A 15,820-nucleotide genomic window follows, 5' to 3' on the forward strand; every position below is an offset into this window, starting at 1 on the left:
GTCAGCCCTTGACGGCTCCCTCGCCGACGCCCCGGAAGAAGTACCGCTGGAGGCAGGCGAACAGGGCGATGAGCGGGGCCACGGCGATCACGGTGCCGGCGGCGACGAGGCGTTCGTCGTTGGCGAAGGTGCCGTGCAGGTAGTTGAGGCCGATGGTGAGCGTGAACCTGGAGGGGTCGCTGAGCACGATGAGCGGCCACAGGAAGTCGTCCCAGGCGCCCATGAAGGCGAAGATCGCGACGACGGCGAGGGTGCCCTTCACCGACGGCAGGGCGATCCGCAGGAACCGCTGCCAGGCGTTGGCGCCGTCGACGTAGGCCGCCTCCTCGATCTCGTAGGGGAGGTTGAGGAAGGCGTTGCGCATCAGCAGCACGTTCATGGCGCCGATCGAGCCGGGCAGGACGACGCCGATCAGGGTGTTGTTGAGGCCGAGTTCACGCATGGTGGTGAACTGGGCGATGATGATGCCCTCCACCGGCACCAGCATCGCGAGGATGAACACGAGGGTGGCGATCCGGCGGCCGCGGTAGCGCAGCCGGGCCAGGGCGTAGCCGGCGAGTGCCGAGCCGACGCAGTTGGTCACCACGCTCGCGCTCGCGACCTTCAGGGAGTTGAGGGCGTAGTCCCAGACGGGGATGGTGTCGGCGACCCGCCGGTAGTTGTGGAGGGTGGGGTGTTCGGGCAGGAAGCTGGGCGGTGAGGCGAAGATGTCCTCGGTCGGGCCCTTGAGCGAGGTGGACAGCTGCCACAGGAACGGGCCGATCGTGAGGGCGAGAACGACCAGCAGCAGCGCGTACCGCAGGACCAGTTCGCCGATCCGGATGCGGCGCCCGTGTTCGTCGGTGACCCGGGGCTCCTTGACGGGGCGTACGGGCGGCGCGCTGCTCGTGGGTGCGTCGGTGCTCATGGGCGGCGCGGTGCTCACGGGCGCTCCCTGCGGTCGGCGCGCAGCACGAGGAGCATCAGCGCGACGGTGACGACGAAGACGACGACGGACAGCGCCGAGGCGTAGCCGACCCGGCCGGTGAGTCCGGTGCCGGTCTGCTGGACGAGCATGACGAGGGTGGTGTCCTCGCCGGCCGGGCCGCCGTCCGGTCCTGCCAGCAGGTAGACCTCGGAGAACGTCTTGAAGGCGGCGACCGAGGAGAGCGCGGCGACCAAAACCATGGTGGAGCGTACGGCGGGCACGGTGACGGTGAGGAAGCGCCGGACCGCTCCGGCGCCGTCCACGGCGGCGGCCTCGTGCAGCTCGCGCGGCACGTCGGCGAGCGCGGCCAGATAGATGATCATGTAGTAGCCGAGGCCCTTCCAGACCGTGACCGCCATCGCGCTCAGCAGGAGCAGCCACTGGTCGCTGAGGAAGCCGACCCGGCCGATCCCGACGGTCTCCAGCAGCGAGTTGACCAGGCCGCGTTCGTCCAGGAGCCACACCCAGATGAGTCCGACCACGACGATCGAGGCGACGACCGGGGTGTAGAAGGCGGACCGGAAGAAGGTGATGCCGGGGATGTTCTTCTGCACCAGCAGGGCGAGCAGCAGGGGCAGGACGACGAGGGCGGGCACCACCCCGACGATGTACAGGCAGCTGTTGCGCAGCCCGGTCCAGAACATGTCGTCGTGGATGAGCTCACGGAAGTTGGCGAGACCGACGAAGCGGCCCGGGATCAGGGTGCGGCGGTCCGTGAAGGAGTTGACCACCGTCGAGACGAACGGATAAAGCACGAAGGCACCGACGACCAGCAGCCCGGGGGCGGCGAACAACCAGGGGCTGGTGGGCAGTTGGCGCCGCACGCGAGTCACGCCGGCCATCGGGTCCTCAGCCCTCCTGCTGGAGCAGCCGGTCGCAGGCCTTGACAGCGTTGTCGAGGGCCGTCTTGGGGCTCTCCTTGCCCTGCAGCGTCTTGGCGACCTCGTTGCGCAGGGCGGTCTTCATCTGGTCGCTGAACAGCACGGGCGTGTAGTTGACCGCGTTCTTCAGCGACTTGGCGGCGGCGATGCGCACCCGGGTCTCGTCCGTGCCGTCCTCCTTGGTGAAGTACGGGTCGTCGAGGGAGCCGGCGGTGCTCGGGAAGATGGCGACCTTCTTGGCGAAGGACATCTGGTTCTGCGCGTCGGTCACGAAGTGCGCGAAGGCGACGGCGGCCGCCGTGTGCTTGGTCTTCGAGTTGACCATCACGCCCATCACGTACATGTTGACGTGCCCGGTGCTGGTGATCTGGTCGGTGATGCCGATGTTCTTGTACAGGCTCGGCGCCTGCTTCTTGAAGTTGGCGAGGTCGAGGGCGCTGCCGGGGTTCATGGCGACGGCCCCGGTGAGGAACTTCTTGCCGGTGGACTCGGGAGTGGCGGTCAGCGCCTGCGGGTCGAGCGCCTTCGCGTCGTACAACTCCTTGTACTTGGTGAGCAGTTCGACGCCCTTGGCGTCGTTGAAGGCGAACCCGGTCCCCGCCTCGTTCATCAGCTGCGAGCCGTACCGCCCGAAGTCCTCGATGGTCGGCACGTTGGCGAGGGTGGCGACCTTGCCGTCGCTCTGCTGCGCCATCTTCAGGGCGTCGGCGAAGAGTTCGTCGTACGTCTTCGGCGGCTGCTCCGGATCGAGTCCGGCCTGCTTGAACAGGGTCTTGTTGTAGAAGAGCGGTCCGGTGTTCAGGTACCAGGGGAAGGCGTACGTCCCGCTCGTCCCCGGTATCTGATGGCTGGCCCAGGCGCCCGCCAGATACTCGGGCTTGTACTTGGCCGCCGCCTTGTCGAGGTCGAGGGCGAGGCCCGCCTTGGCGAGCGGGGCGACGAGGTCCGGGGAGACGTTGACGACGTCCGGGAGCGTGCCGCCGGCCGCGTCCGCGCTGATCTTGTCGGCGTAGCCCTCGGCCGGCTGGTCGATCCACTTCACATGGGTGCCGGGGTACTTCTTCTCGAAGTCCGAGACCAAGCCGTCGAAGTACGACTTGAAGTTGGCGCGCAGGTTCCAGGTCTGGAAGGTGATGTCGCCCTCGACCTTGCCCGAGGCGTCGGTGGAACCGCCGTCGTCCCCGCCGGAACCGCAGGCGCTCAGCGGCAGGGCGAGGACGGCGGCAGCGGCGAGGGCGAAGGCTCTGCGGGAGATACGCATGGTTCCGTTGCTCCTTTGCAGCGGGGTCGGCCGGAGGTGCCGGGCCAGACCTTGCACGCCGTTTTGGCACCGCGTCAATGGATTCGGCGGAGCTAAAGTCATTAGTGGCTCAAATCCCCAGTTCAGCAAGGTGTTACAAGCGCATTGCGGTCGATCACTAATACGCTTTAGGGTGTTGGGACTCAAGCGCATTAGCAGATCGCCGTCCCGACCGAATGAGGAAGTGAGTTGGCGGAGAAACGCGTCCCCGCGCGCCGGCCGACGATGAAGGACATCGCGCGCCGCGCCGGAGTCTCCGAGAGCGCGGTCTCCTTCGCGCTCAACGGCCGCCCTGGGGTCTCCGAGACGACCCGGGCCCGGGTCCACCGGGTCGCCGAGCAGCTCGGCTGGCGCCCCAGCACGGCCGCCCGCGCCCTGTCCGGCGAGGGCGCGGCCACGGTCGGCTTCGTCCTCGCCCGCCCCGCACACTCCCTGGGTGTGGACTCCTTCTTCCTCCAACTGGTCTCGGGCATCCAGGAGGTGCTCGCCGAACGCCATCTCGGTCTGCTCTTCCAGATGGCGGAGGACGTGGCCGACGAGTGTGCGGTCTACCGCCGCTGGTGGGCGGAGCACCGCGTCGACGGGATCCTGGTCGTCGACCCGCGCGCCGACGACCCGCGCCCCGACCTCCTGGACGAACTCGGCCTGCCCGCCGTGGTGATCGGCGGCGCACCCGACGACCGGCACCCGGGTCTGTCCACGGTGTGGGCGGACGACGCGGCCGCGATGGCGTCGGTGGTCGACGAGCTGACCGGTCTCGGCCACCGACGCATCGTCCACATCGCCGGCCTGCCCGGCCTCGCGCACACCCAGCGCCGCATCCGCACCCTGCGCGCCGAGGCCGACCGGCGCGGCCTGGGCGAGGTCCACTCGGTCACTACCGACTACTCCGACGCCGAGGGCGCGGCCGTCACCCGCCGCGTCCTGCGCGCGACCCCGCCCCCGACAGCCCTCATCTACGACAACGACGTGATGGCGGTGGCCGGCGTCGCGGCAGCGGCGGAGCTCGGTTACTCGGTCCCCGACGACGTCTCCGTCGTCTCCTGGGAGGACTCGGCCCTGTGCCGCATGGTCAAGCCCTGGCTCTCCGCCCTCTCCCGCGACAGCACGGAGTTCGGCCGCACGGCGGCCCGGGAGCTGACGGCCCTGCTGGACGGGGGTACGGCGCGGGCGGTGCGGGTGCCGGTGCCCCGGCTGACGGTACGGGGCAGCACGGCACCCGCTCGTGGGTGACGCTCCGCTGGTCAGGCAGTTCGTTCGCCGCGGGCGGGTGGGGGCTGGTCGCGCCCACGCGGCGAAGCCGCATGTCGGATACAGCCCCGCGCCCCTATGGGGCGCGCTCTGTTCAGAGCGACGACCGGAACAGCGCGAACTCCGCCAGTCGCACCATCCCCCGGGTGGCCGTGACCCGGACTCGCCAGCGCCGTGCCCGTACCGGCTCGGCGAGCCGCAGGATCCTGTTCGCACCGACCGTTCCGGCCGTGGCCACCTGGGTCCAGGAGCCCGCCGTGTACGCCTCGACCACGAACCCCTCCACCTGCTGCCCGTACCGGATGTCCTCGGCCAGCCGGACCCGGTCCACCTCCACCTCCACCTCCCGGCCGAGATCTACGGTCACGCCGCCCGGTGTCACCGACCGCCGTGCGCCCCTCGCCAGGTCCTCGGGCAGTTCCCGGTCCACGCGCTCGCGGAACTCGCGCAGCCGGACCACGTCCGTGGCGTGCAGCAACCCGTCCGTGTCCGGTGGGACGTTGAGCAGCAGGACCGCGTTGCGGCCGACCGAGCCGAAGTAGATGTCGGTCAGCTCGTCGACGGATTTCGGCAGTTGGTCCGGGTGGTAGAACCAGCCGTCCCTGATCGACACGTCGCACTCGGCCGGCCACCACTGGAGGTAGTCGGTCCTCGGCTGTGCCGCGACCAGTGCGGTCCGGCTGCCCTCGTCGGCGGTGTCGTAGGACAGGGCCCAGTCCGTGCGCCCGTACTGGTTCTCCTTGACCGGGATGACGCTCCACTCGTCCTCGCGCGCCAGCCCGCCCTCGTTGCCGACCCAGCGCAGGTCGGGGCCGGTGACCGCGATCGCCGCGTCCGGGGCGAGCGAGCGGACCAGCGTGTACCAGCTGTCCCAGTCGTAGTCCTCCACCTTGTCCGGCGGGATGTGGCCCTGCGCGCCGTCGAACCAGACCTCGTCCACCGGGCCGTACTCGGTGAGCACCTCGTAGAGGGTGTTGAGCATGTGGGCGCCGTAGTCGGTGGCATCGAGGGTGAAGGAGCGGGCCGGGGAACGGTCGTCGCCCGGCACCGGGGTCGGGATCGTCCGGGCGGTCCGCGCGCTGCCGTTGGCGTAGACGCCGTGCAGGTACTGGTTCTCGTCGGCCGGGGAGATGTAGACGCCGACCTTCAGGCCGTGGCCGCGCATGGAGTCCGCGAAGGAGCGCAGGACGTCGCCCCGGCCGTCGCGCCAACTGCTGCTCGCCACCGTGTGGCCGGTGTACCGGGACGGGTAGAGGACGAAGCCGTCGTGGTGCTTGACGGTGAGGATGGCGAGGCGAAAGCCGCCGTCGCTCAGGGCGCGGGCCCACTGGTCGGTGTCGAGACCGGTGGGCTGGAAGACGTCCGGGTCCTCGTCGCCGGTACCCCACTCCAGGCCGGTGAAGGTGTTGACGCCGAAGTGCAGGAAGGCGGTGCGTTCCAGGGCCTGCCAGGCGATCTGCCGTGCCGTGGGGCGGACCTGGGAGGCCTTGCGGACCAGGTCCGCCTCGGTGTCGTCGGGGCCGACCGGAATGCGGGAGCGGTCGGTGCCCGCGGTGGCGGCGGCCGGGAGGGCCGGAAGTCCGGCCGTCACCGCCAGGGCCGCCGCCGAGGTGACGAAGACGCGTCGTGAGAGATCCATGGGCGTGCTCCTCGGGTCAGGAGAGGTGCCAGAGGGCGGGGGCGCGCTGGTCGGGCGGGTACTGGACCACCCGGCCGTCGTCCGTCACGGTCAGCGCCATGCGCGTGATCGCGTCGATCAGGTGGTAGCCGCCCGCCGTCGGCTCCAACTCCCAGCGCTGCAGGGTGTTTTCGCCGTCGCAGGGCTCCCAGGTCGCCGCCACCCCGGGCTGGAGCGGGGCGTTGAGCGTGAGCTTGCCGCCGCGTATCTCCAGGCAGCCGTCGGCGCCGCGCAGGGTGGCGTAGCCGTCGGCGGTGCGGAGGACCTCCGCCCGGTACGACACCCCGTCCGCCCGGAGGGTGTACGTCCCGTCCGGTACCGGCACCTCCGTCAGGTCCCGCAGGCCGGGTGCGTGCCCGACGGCCGTGCCGCGCGCGGTGAACTCCGCGTACGTGGCGTCGGGGTGCGGGTCGCCCCAGGTGGCCTGGGCGATGTGGCGCAGGGCGGGCCACAGTTCGGCGGCCACCTCGTTCTCGGTCTCACCGCTGCCGTTGTCCGGCCAGAGGCTGATCTTCGCGCCGGTGATGCCGTCGGCGGAGGCGAGTTGCTCGCCCTCGAAGGAGCGCGGCTCCCAACTCTGGTCGTACAGGGCCTCGGTGTCGCTGTGGAAGCCGCCGCGGACGAGGTAGAGGGAGTAGGACGCGTTCATCACCGCATAGCCCTGGGCGATGAGCCGGCTCGGTTTCACGGCCACGTTCAGCCAGTGTTCGACGGTGGTTCCGGCGGCCACGGGGACGGTGTTGGCGCCGGTGAGGCCGTCGTTCCAGATGCGCAGGTGCCGGCCCTTGCTCTCCGCGTAGGCCTGGACGCGGTTGACGAAGTCGACGTAGGCGTCCTGCGGAGTGGCGTTCGGACCGTACTTGTCCTGCGCGTACTTCAGCATCTGGGGGTACTTGGCGTAGTCGGAGCCGAGCATGTACTCGTCGGCGCCCATGTGCCAGGACTTCGCGGTGAAGACCTGGGCGTACTCGTCCATCAGGCTCGTGTAGTAGTCGAAGGCGGCCTGCCGGGTGACGTCGAGGCGGGCGGGCTGCCTGGCGCCGTCGGAGTCGGTGAGCTGGAGGTCGGGGCGGTTCTCGATCCACGGGTCCATGTGGCCCGGGGAGTTGATCTCCGGGATGATCTCGACGTGGTAGCGGTCGCCGAGGGCGACGAGGCGGCGTATCTCGTCCTTGGTGTAGTAGCCCCAGGTGTCGGCCTCGGGATGGGCGTCGCTCTTCACCTTCAGCTCCAGGAGCAGCTGGTTGAGCTTGTGGTACGCCATCTCCCGGACCAGGTTCTCCAGCCAGGGCAGGGAGACGTGGATGTAGCAGGCGCAGACGCCGACGCCCCGCTCCCGGTAGCGCGGTACGTCGGTGGTGTGCCCGGCGGGGATCCGGTCGCCCTGGGCGAGCAGCTGGAGCAGGGTGCGGGTGCCGTAGAAGGCGCCGGTCTCCGTCGCGCCGGTGATCGACAGTCGTCGGCCGGAGGTGAGTTCGTAGCCCTCGGTGCCCAGCGTGGGCCGTGCCGAGGGGCGGACGTCGATGACGATGTCGCCGGGGCGGGAGGCGCCCCCGACGACCGGGACCACGCCGCGCCCGGCGGCCCTGAGGTCGTCGGCGAGGGTGTCGGCGACCTTGCGCCCGGCCGCGTCGGAGGCGACGAGCCGCGTGCCGGAGCCGAACGTGTAACTCCCGGGCGCCGGAGCCCAGTCGGTCAGCGCGGGCACGGTGACCGGGGCGGCCGCCTGCCGCTCCCGTGCCACCGCCGCGGTCGGTGCCGCCGTCGGCAGGGCCAGTACGGCCGCCAGCAGGGTCAGCGCCGCCGCGGCCCCGAGGAGCCGCGGCAGCCGTCGTCCGGCCTCACGCATGCCACTCCACCTTGAACACCCACGCGTGCTGTCCCGCCCTGCGGGCCGCCTCGGGCACGTCGATGACCAGGGCCCCGTTGGCGACGGTCCAGGTCAGCGGTCGGCCGTGGCCGAGCATGGTCACCCTGTCGCCGGCGCGGACCGGCACCGGGGCCTCGACGGTGAGCTTTGCGCCCGGCCGGGTCAGGGAGTGGATGTAGAAGGCCTCGTCCGGGCGGACCGTGAACCGCAGGTCGTCGCCGAGCTGGGCCATGCGCGACCAGTACGTGGTGGCGTAGATCGCCTCGCCGTTGACGGCCAGCCAGGCGCCCGTCTCGCGCAGCCGGGTCTGCATGATCTCCGGGATGGTGCCGTCGGCGCGCGGGCCGATGTCGAGCAGGAAGTTGCCGTTCTTGGAGACGATGTCGACGAGGCTGTGCACGACCTCCTCGGCGGTCATGTAGGAGCCGTCCGGGGTCGCCTGGTTGTAGCCGTAACTGCGCGGGTCGAGGCCGCGGCTGGCCTCCCACTTGGCGACGACCGTGTCGGCGTACGTCGTGTACTCCGGCGTCGTGTAGTCGTGGAAGCCGATGCCCGAACGGTCGTTGACGGTCACGTCGATCGGACGGGCCCGGTTCTTGGCGTGGTTGAAGTACTCGGCGAGGACATGGACGCTGTCGTTGTCGCCGCCGATGTCGCACCAGATGATCTCCGGGTCGTAGCCGTGGACCAGTTCCAGCATCTGCGGTGCCTGGTAGTCCCGCACGAAGTCCTTGCCCGGGGTGTAGCCGGTGTACGGCAGCGGGTCCAGGGTGTAGGGGTTGCGCGGGGCGTGGCCCATCCAGGGGCTGTCGGGGTTGAACCACTCGGGCATGGAGAAGTAGAGGCCGCGGTGGAGTTCGGGGGTGTGCCGGCGGGACGCCTCGAACAACTCCTTGACCACGTCCCGTTTCGGGCCCATCTTCACCGCGTTGCGGTCGGAGACCTTGGTGTCCCACAGGGCGAAGCCCTCGTGGTGCTTGGAGGTCAGGACGTGGTACTGGGCACCGGCGTCCCGGAACAGCTCCACCCAGGCGCGCGGGTCGAACTTCTCCGCGGTGAAGCGCGGGATGAAGTCGTCGTAGGCGAAGTCCGTGCCGTAGGTGTCCCGGTGATAGGCGTACGTCGGGTTGTTCGGGTCCTGCATCTGGTCCCAGTACCACTCGGCGTACTGCACCCCGACCGGCGCCCACGCGGGCACCGCGTAGACGCCCCAGTGGATGAAGATGCCGAACTTGGCGTCGTTGAACCAGTACGGGGCCCGGTGGCCGGCCAAGGAGGTCTCGGTGGGCTGGTAGTCGGCGGTGCCCAGGGTCAACGTGCTCGTGCTCGCGGTGACTTGAGTGCCGCGGCCGTGGACGCTCACCGAGCCGTCCTGCGCGGTGCCCGGGGCGGTGCCGGTGCGATTGCGGATACCGACGTGGACGCGGGCCTGTTCGCCGGGGTCGAGGCGACGGATGCGGGCGGGCTCGACGGTGCGGGCGCCGGGGACGTCGACCCGCACGGACACCGCGTCGCCCGCCAGGATCGCCACGGTGCCCGCGTTGACGACGGTGGCCTCGACGCTCTGGGCGCCGGAGGCGTCGAGCAGGGAGCTGGTGGAGCGGGCGTCGCGCAGGGCAAGGGCCCGTCCCTGGGCCACGGGCTGGAGGGAGAGCGCGAAGACGTGCAGAGCGGTCCTGCCGGCCTCGGCCGGGTTGGTGACCGGCAGGGTGAGGGCGACGGCCTCGCGCTGCGGGTCGATCCACACCTCCGAGGTGCCGATGCCGACACTGTGCGCGTCCTTGCCGCCGTCGGGCTGGTAGCGGTACGGCGCCGACAGCGATCCGCCCACCGCGTACCAGTCGCCGCCGCTCAGGCCGGCGGTACTGGTCGTGCCGTCGGCGTAGTGGACGGTGGCCGTGCCGGCGGCGTTGCCGTAGCTGCCGGAGGTGAGGAAGACGGCCGACAGGTAGCGGCCCTGCGGAAGGCCGACGCGCTGGCCCAGCGCGACAACGTTGTTCTTGGCTCCCGCCGTCGCGGCGGGGAAGTCGAAGGGGACGCCGTCGACCTCGATCCGGCCGGCCGGGAGTTCCTCGCCCGGGAACGTGTAGCCGGAGCCGTCGAAGTCACCGCCCCGGGCGGCGGCGGTGTCGATGCCGTCGTTGTCGAACAGGGCGTCGAGCGGTACCGGGACCGGCACCGGGACCGGAACCCAGGACGACGCGGCCGCCGCCCCGGCGGTTCGTCCGCCGGCCGCCTCGGCGGCGGGGGCCCCGGTCGTCGCGGCATGTGCCTCGGCCGCCGCGGCGAGGGGCAGAGCGGCCGCCGCGACGGCCCCCGCCGCGACCTCGAGAACCTGACGTCTTGGGTAGGGAGACATGCTCATGAGCGGCTCCATTCATCGGATGTCTGATGATTGAGCGGGCCCAGGGGCCTGTCAATGGGGCGTGCACAGACGGGAGTTGAGCCAGTCGTCGGATGACCTGCGAGGTCGGCACTGACCTGGGCGAGCGGCCCGCAGCGCACCGGATCACCGTCTCCGGACGCGTGGACTCTCGACGCGAAGCCCGCGGCGGGGCAGAGTGCCCTTTCGTACCGACGAGTAAGCAGCTTTTCCGCACCCCGAGGAGCGCCCGTGACCAACTGGGCCGGCCGGACCGCCGCCGAGATCGCCGCCGCCGTACGCGAGAAGCGGGTCACCCCCCGGGAGGTGGTCGCCGCGCATCTGGAGCGGATCACCCGCCTGGACGGGCGGATCGGCGCGTTCCGCAAGGTCCGGGCGGAGGCGGCACTGGCGGAGGCGGACGAGCTCTCGGCCCGCGCCGACCTAGCCGAACTCCCCCTCGCCGGGGTGCCGTTGGCGGTCAAGGACAACCTGCCGGTACGCGGGGAGGCGCACCTGGACGGTTCGGCCGCGACGCCGGACACGCCCGCCGACGCGGACCATGTCACCGTGGCGCGGCTGCGGGCGGCGGGCGCGGTGGTCATCGGGCTGACGAACGTGCCCGAGCTGTGCGTCTTCGGCACCACCGAGGGGATCAGCGGCATCACCCGCAACCCCTGGGACACCGGGCGCAGCGCGGGCGGCTCCTCGGGCGGCAGCGCGGCCGCGGTCGCCGCCGGGCTGGCTCCGATCGCCCTCGGCAACGACGGCATGGGCTCGCTGCGGATCCCGGCGGCCAACTGCGGTCTGGTCACCATCAAGCCGGGGTTCGGCGTGGTGCCGGCCGGGATCGGCAACGGCGACTGGTTCGGCATGTCGGAGAACGGGCCGCTGGCGACCACCGTGGCGGACGCCCGGCTGGTGCTCTCGGTGCTGGCGGAGCAGGAGTTCGAGGGCGCCGGGCAGCGCACATCGCGGAGGATCGCCGTCTCGCTGCGCAGCCCGCTGGTCGGCGTGACCGTCAGCAGGCCGTATACGAACGCGGTGACGGAGGCGGCCGGGCTGCTGGCGGGCACCGGGCACGAGCTGCGGCGCGCCGAACCGCCGTACCCGGCGTCGATCGGTGTCACCGCGCTCCGGCACTGGACCGCCGGGACGGCCGTGGACGCGGCCGGGCTGGACCCCGCGCTGCTCGCCCGGCGGACCCGGGTGCACGCGGCCATCGGGCGCCGCTTCCTGCGCGGGGTCCAGGCGGGCGACGCCCGTGAGCGGCTGCGTGCCCGGCTCGCCCCGTTCTTCGCCGAGCACGACGTGCTGCTGACCCCGGCCCTGGCCCGGCGCTCCCCGCGGGCGGTCCCCTGGCACGAGCGGGGCTGGCTGCGCAACGCCCTGGCCGGTTCCAACTACTCCCCGCTGACCCCGGCGTGGAACCTCACCGGCTGGCCGGCGATGTCGGTCCCGTTCGGCACGCTGCCCTCGGGCGCCCCCTGCGCCGTACAGCTGGTCGGCCGGCCCGGCTCGGAGGCGGTCCTGCTGGAGGTGGCCCAGCAGCTGGAGACGCTGCGGCCCTGGCAGCGGACGGCGCCTGTCGACTGAGCACTCACGTGGCAGCGCCGTCGTTCGTCTGCTGCGCCGTCGTGGCTGGTCGCGCAGTTCCCCGCGCCCCTTTGGGGCGCTACGCCACCCGACCCCACTGCGTGAGCAGTTCCTCGAACGCACCCGAGCGGATCAGGTCCAGCACGGCCGCGATGTCCGCGTCCATCCGCCCGTCCGTGCCGACGAACGGCGCGCGGGCCCGGATCAGCTCGTACGCGGCCCGGGTCCGGGAAGCCATGAGCTAGGCCCCGCGGCTACGGCTTCTTCGGCTCGGTCAGGCTGCGGGCCGCCTCGACCACCGCCGCACGGTGCAGGGCCAGCCGCTCCGCGGGCCAGGACTCGCTCGCCTCCTTGGGGTCGACGCCCTCGGCGGCCCAGAACCAGGCCTGGGCCGCGGCGAGCACCATGGTGAGGAGGTCGTCGGGGGCCATGGCCGGGTCGAGGTCGCCGCGCTGCTGCGCCTCGGCCACCAGGGCCGCCTTGTTCCGGAAAGCGTCCTGTTCGAGTCCGGTGGCAAAGGGCCGCTCCAGCAGCTTCCACAGGCGCAGGCGCATCAGGTCCGGGCGTGCGACCAGGTGGTCGAAGATCGCGCCGGCGTATCCGGGCAGGTTCCCGACGTCGAAGGGCACGGACTCGGCGCCCGCCGTCATCGCCCGTTGCAGCACGGCGTCGAAGAGCTGTTCCTTGTTGCCGAAGTAGACGTAGATCAGTCGCTTGTTCGCCCCTGCGGCCTCGGCGATCCGGTCCACCCGGGCACCGGCGATGCCGTAGGCGGCGAACTCGCTGAAGGCCGCGTCGAGCAGCCGGGCCTTGGTGGCGCTGGAATCCCGTGACATGACCACCACCCTAGCAAGTAACTATCCAGTTATTGACATCACTGACGAGCGGACCTACGGTCAAGGTATCTATCCAGTTAGTTATGGATTCCGGGCACGGAAACCGAACGCGGAAACGAGGAACCTCATGGAACAGCGCGCACTGGGCGGCCAGGGCCTGACCGTCGGCGTCCAGGGCCTCGGCCTCATGGGTATGAGCGCCTTCTACGGCGCCACCGACGAGACCGAGTCGCTGGCCACCGTCGACCGGGCGCTGGAGCTCGGCGTCACCCTGCTGGACACCGCCGAGAGCTACGGCCCCTTCGTCAACGAGCAGCTGCTCGGCAAGGCGCTGGCCGGGCGCCGGGAGGCCGCCGTGGTCGCCACCAAGACCGGTGTGGAGATCACCGACGAGGGTCAGGTGGTCGGCCTGAACAGCACGCCGGAGTACGTGCGCCACGCACTCGACCGGTCGCTGCGCCACCTCGGCACCGACCACGTCGACCTCTACTACCTGCACCGCATCGACCCCAAGGTGCCGATCGAGGAGACCGTCGGCGCCCTGGCCGAGCTGGTCGACGAGGGCAAGATCGGGCACATCGGTCTCTCCGAGGCCTCCGCGCAGACCATCCGGCGGGCCCACGCGGTCCACCCGGTGGCCGCCCTGCAGATCGAGTACTCCCTCTTCGAGCGCGGCATCGAGCACGACGGCGTCCTGGACACCCTCCGGGAGCTGAACATCGGCCTGGTCGCCTACTCCCCGCTGGGGCGCGGCTTCCTGTCCGGTGCGATCACCAGCCCCGACGACTTCGCCGCGGACGACTGGCGCCGTACCGACCCGCGCTTCCAGGGCGAGAACTTCCGGCGCAACCTCGACGTGGTCCGCGAGGTCCGCCGGCTCGCCGCCGACAAGGGCGTCACCCCCTCCCAGCTGGCCCTCTCCTGGGTCCAGCAGCAGGGCGCGGTCGCCATCCCCGGCACCAAGCGCCGTCGCTACCTGGAGGAGAACATCGCCGCCACCGAGGTCACCCTCACCGCGGAGGACCTCGCCGCCATCGAGGCGGTCGCCCCGCACGGCGCGGTCACCGGCGAACGCTACGCGCCGGAGCACATGGGAACCCTGAACGGCTGACGACTGACGGCCGCCGGCTGACGGCCAGAGCCTCCCGCCGGGGCGAGCCCCGGCCACGCCCCCCACTCATCCACAGGAGAAACCCCTCATGTCCCTACCCCAGAACCCCGCCGCCCTCGGAGCCGCCACCACCGCCGCCGAGGTCGTCGACGGCGTCGACCTGCACGGCCGCCGGGCCGTGGTGACCGGAGCAAGCTCCGGCATCGGTGTGGAGACGGCCCGCGCGCTCGCCTCGGCCGGCGCCGACGTCACCCTGGCCGTGCGCAACACCGAGGCGGGCGACCGCGTCGTCGCCCGCCTGGAGGCCGAACTTCCGGCCGGCTCGGGCGAGTTGACCGTGGGGCGGCTGGACCTGGCCGACCGGTCGACGGTCGCTGCCTTCGTGGCCGACTGGCAGGGCCCGCTGCACATCCTGGTCAACAACGCCGGTGTGATGGCCCCGCAGGAGATCACCCGCACCTCCGACGGCCGCGAGCAGCAGTTCGGCGTCAACCACCTGGGCCACTTCGCCCTGACCACCGGCCTCCACCGGGCGCTCGCGGCGGCGGACGGCGCCCGGATCGTCTCGGTCAGCTCCACCGGTCACCTCTTCTCCCCCGTCGTCTTCGACGACCTGGACTACCGGTTCCGCCCCTACGACCCGTGGACCTCCTACGGCCAGTCGAAGACCGCCACCATCCTGTTCGCCGTCGCCGCAGCGGAACGCTGGGCCGACGACGGCATCACGGCGAACGCCCTGATGCCGGGCAACATCGCGGACACCAACCTGGCCCGGCACCTGGACCTGCAGGACATCGCCGACTTCATCGCCTCGGGCGCCATCGCGCTCCCGCCGCAGAAGACCGTGGAGCAGGGCGCCGCGACCTCGGTGCTGCTGGCCGCCTCGCCGACGGTGGCGGGCGTCAGCGGCCGCTACTTCGAGGACTGCGCGGAGGCGAAGCCGGTCACCGAGCGCGGCACCAACGTCGGCGGAGTCGCACCGTACGCCCTCGACCGGGACAACGCGGCCCGGCTGTGGCACGTGTCCGAGGCGCTGATCGGCTAGGCCGCAGGGGACGGCAGTCGGGTCACAGGGCGCGGTACATGATGTGCAGGCCGACCGGTCCGTGTTTCGGGTGGTCGAAGGCCCCCGGGACCGTGCCGAGGATCGTGAAGCCGAGGGAGGTCCACAGGGCCACGGCGGGGTTGGTCTCGACGACGGCGTTGAAGACCATCGCCCGGTAGCCGTGCGCCCGGGCCTCGGCGAGGACGTGCTCGGCGAGCGCGCGTCCGATGCCCTGGCCGCCCCGGTCGGGGTCGACCATGAAGCCGGCGTTGGCGACGCCTGCGGCGGGGCCCCCGTAGTTGGGGGTCAGGTAGGCGGAACCGACGACGGCTCCGGTGGGGTCCTCGGCGACGTAGACACGTTTCGCCGGGCTCATCCACAGAGCGCGGGCCGCCTCCTGAGAGGTCTCGGGGTCCCAGCCGTAGGTCTCGGCGGCGGCGACGATCCGGTGCCAGAAGGGCCAGATCTGCGGCCAGTCGGCCGCGGTGGCTTCTCTGATCAGCATGGGCGTGAGTCTCGCACGCCCATGCGCGTCGGCGATCGCGACGGGACTGACCGACCGGTCAGTCCACGCTCGGCAGGATGTGGGGCTCCGCGAGGTCCTCCTCGTAACCCGCGAGGCGGATCGGGGCGGACCGGGCCCACACGTCGAGGCTGCCGAGCTGTCCGGGCCGCGTGCCCGCGCGCTCCGTGCGTTCCTTGGGGCGCTGCTCGCGATTCGTCTTCTCAGGTGTCACCGCGCACTCCTTATGTCTCGGTCACCCTCGGGGCGTGCCGGACGGTCTGCGTTCCGGTGCCGGGCGCCCGCTCGGGTCTGGATGGAAGGCCAGTTCGGACGCGGTGGCGCCGGTGATTCTCAAGAGAGCAGGCCGTTGTCTACCGGCTTGTCCCGGGACGGACCGTGGGTGTGGGTGGGACCCCTA

Annotated in this window: 14 protein-coding genes; 4 read left to right on the plus strand and 10 right to left on the minus strand. The window is 71.3% G+C overall.

Features of this window, described 5'->3' with window-relative positions:
• Position 1: 1 nt before the first annotated feature.
• Genes ABZ887_RS26770 through ABZ887_RS26780 form a run of 3 tightly spaced genes read right to left on the minus strand, consistent with a single transcriptional unit; the run spans position 2 to position 3,109 of the window.
• On the minus strand, positions 2-907 hold the full coding sequence (locus ABZ887_RS26770; protein ID WP_361294180.1) for a carbohydrate ABC transporter permease: 906 nt from the start codon (positions 905-907) through the stop codon (positions 2-4).
• Between the two features lie 14 nt (positions 908-921).
• Entirely contained in the window at positions 922-1,809 is an 888-nt protein-coding gene (locus tag ABZ887_RS26775) for a sugar ABC transporter permease (RefSeq protein ID WP_361293939.1), read from the minus strand.
• 7 nt (positions 1,810-1,816) lie between these two features.
• Positions 1,817-3,109 (minus strand): extracellular solute-binding protein, encoded by a 1,293-nt coding sequence (locus ABZ887_RS26780; RefSeq protein WP_361293942.1) that lies wholly within the window; start codon positions 3,107-3,109, stop codon positions 1,817-1,819.
• A gap of 264 nt (positions 3,110-3,373) precedes the next feature.
• On the opposite strand from ABZ887_RS26780, the gene ABZ887_RS26785 reads away from it, so the two are divergent.
• Entirely contained in the window at positions 3,374-4,381 is a 1,008-nt protein-coding gene (locus ABZ887_RS26785; RefSeq protein ID WP_361294183.1) for a LacI family DNA-binding transcriptional regulator, read from the plus strand.
• A 112-nt stretch (positions 4,382-4,493) separates the two neighbouring features.
• Here ABZ887_RS26785 and ABZ887_RS26790 read toward each other — a convergent pair whose 3' ends face one another.
• The 3 genes from ABZ887_RS26790 to ABZ887_RS26800 are packed head-to-tail and all read right to left on the minus strand — an operon-like array spanning position 4,494 to position 10,306.
• Positions 4,494-6,038, minus strand: a complete 1,545-nt coding sequence (locus ABZ887_RS26790; protein ID WP_361293944.1) for an alpha-L-fucosidase — start codon at positions 6,036-6,038, stop codon at positions 4,494-4,496.
• A gap of 16 nt (positions 6,039-6,054) precedes the next feature.
• A complete protein-coding gene (locus tag ABZ887_RS26795; RefSeq protein WP_361293947.1) occupies positions 6,055-7,926 on the minus strand; it encodes a beta-N-acetylhexosaminidase in 1,872 nt (623 codons plus the stop codon).
• Complete coding sequence (locus tag ABZ887_RS26800) at positions 7,919-10,306, minus strand: alpha-L-fucosidase (RefSeq protein ID WP_361294186.1); 2,388 nt, start codon at positions 10,304-10,306, stop codon at positions 7,919-7,921. The genes ABZ887_RS26795 and ABZ887_RS26800 overlap by 8 nt, the downstream gene beginning before the upstream one ends.
• A gap of 255 nt (positions 10,307-10,561) precedes the next feature.
• Here ABZ887_RS26800 and ABZ887_RS26805 point away from each other — a divergent pair, with 255 nt between their 5' ends.
• Entirely contained in the window at positions 10,562-11,905 is a 1,344-nt protein-coding gene (locus ABZ887_RS26805; protein WP_361293950.1) for an amidase family protein, read from the plus strand.
• A gap of 79 nt (positions 11,906-11,984) precedes the next feature.
• Here ABZ887_RS26805 and ABZ887_RS26810 read toward each other — a convergent pair whose 3' ends face one another.
• Together ABZ887_RS26810 and ABZ887_RS26815 are read right to left on the minus strand one after the other, a co-directional pair.
• Entirely contained in the window at positions 11,985-12,143 is a 159-nt protein-coding gene (locus ABZ887_RS26810) for a hypothetical protein (RefSeq protein ID WP_361293953.1), read from the minus strand.
• A gap of 16 nt (positions 12,144-12,159) precedes the next feature.
• Entirely contained in the window at positions 12,160-12,741 is a 582-nt protein-coding gene (locus ABZ887_RS26815) for a TetR family transcriptional regulator (protein WP_361293956.1), read from the minus strand.
• Positions 12,742-12,868: 127 nt separating this feature from the next.
• Between ABZ887_RS26815 and ABZ887_RS26820 the strand changes: the two genes are divergently transcribed.
• Together ABZ887_RS26820 and ABZ887_RS26825 are read left to right on the plus strand one after the other, a co-directional pair.
• Positions 12,869-13,852, plus strand: coding sequence for an aldo/keto reductase (locus ABZ887_RS26820; RefSeq protein ID WP_361293959.1), 984 nt, complete (start codon positions 12,869-12,871; stop codon positions 13,850-13,852).
• A gap of 88 nt (positions 13,853-13,940) precedes the next feature.
• Entirely contained in the window at positions 13,941-14,897 is a 957-nt protein-coding gene (locus ABZ887_RS26825) for an SDR family NAD(P)-dependent oxidoreductase (RefSeq protein ID WP_361293962.1), read from the plus strand.
• 22 nt (positions 14,898-14,919) lie between these two features.
• Here the strand turns inward: ABZ887_RS26825 and ABZ887_RS26830 are convergent, their stop codons facing one another.
• The gene (locus ABZ887_RS26830) at positions 14,920-15,402 is read right to left on the minus strand and encodes a GNAT family N-acetyltransferase (protein WP_361293965.1); all 483 of its coding nucleotides are present in this window, start codon (positions 15,400-15,402) and stop codon (positions 14,920-14,922) included.
• 58 nt (positions 15,403-15,460) lie between these two features.
• Positions 15,461-15,634, minus strand: coding sequence for a hypothetical protein (locus ABZ887_RS26835; protein ID WP_107436349.1), 174 nt, complete (start codon positions 15,632-15,634; stop codon positions 15,461-15,463).
• Positions 15,635-15,820: the final 186 nt, after the last annotated feature.

The organism is Streptomyces sp. NPDC047061 (assembly GCF_040643955.1).
Taxonomy (GTDB): domain Bacteria; phylum Actinomycetota; class Actinomycetes; order Streptomycetales; family Streptomycetaceae; genus Streptomyces.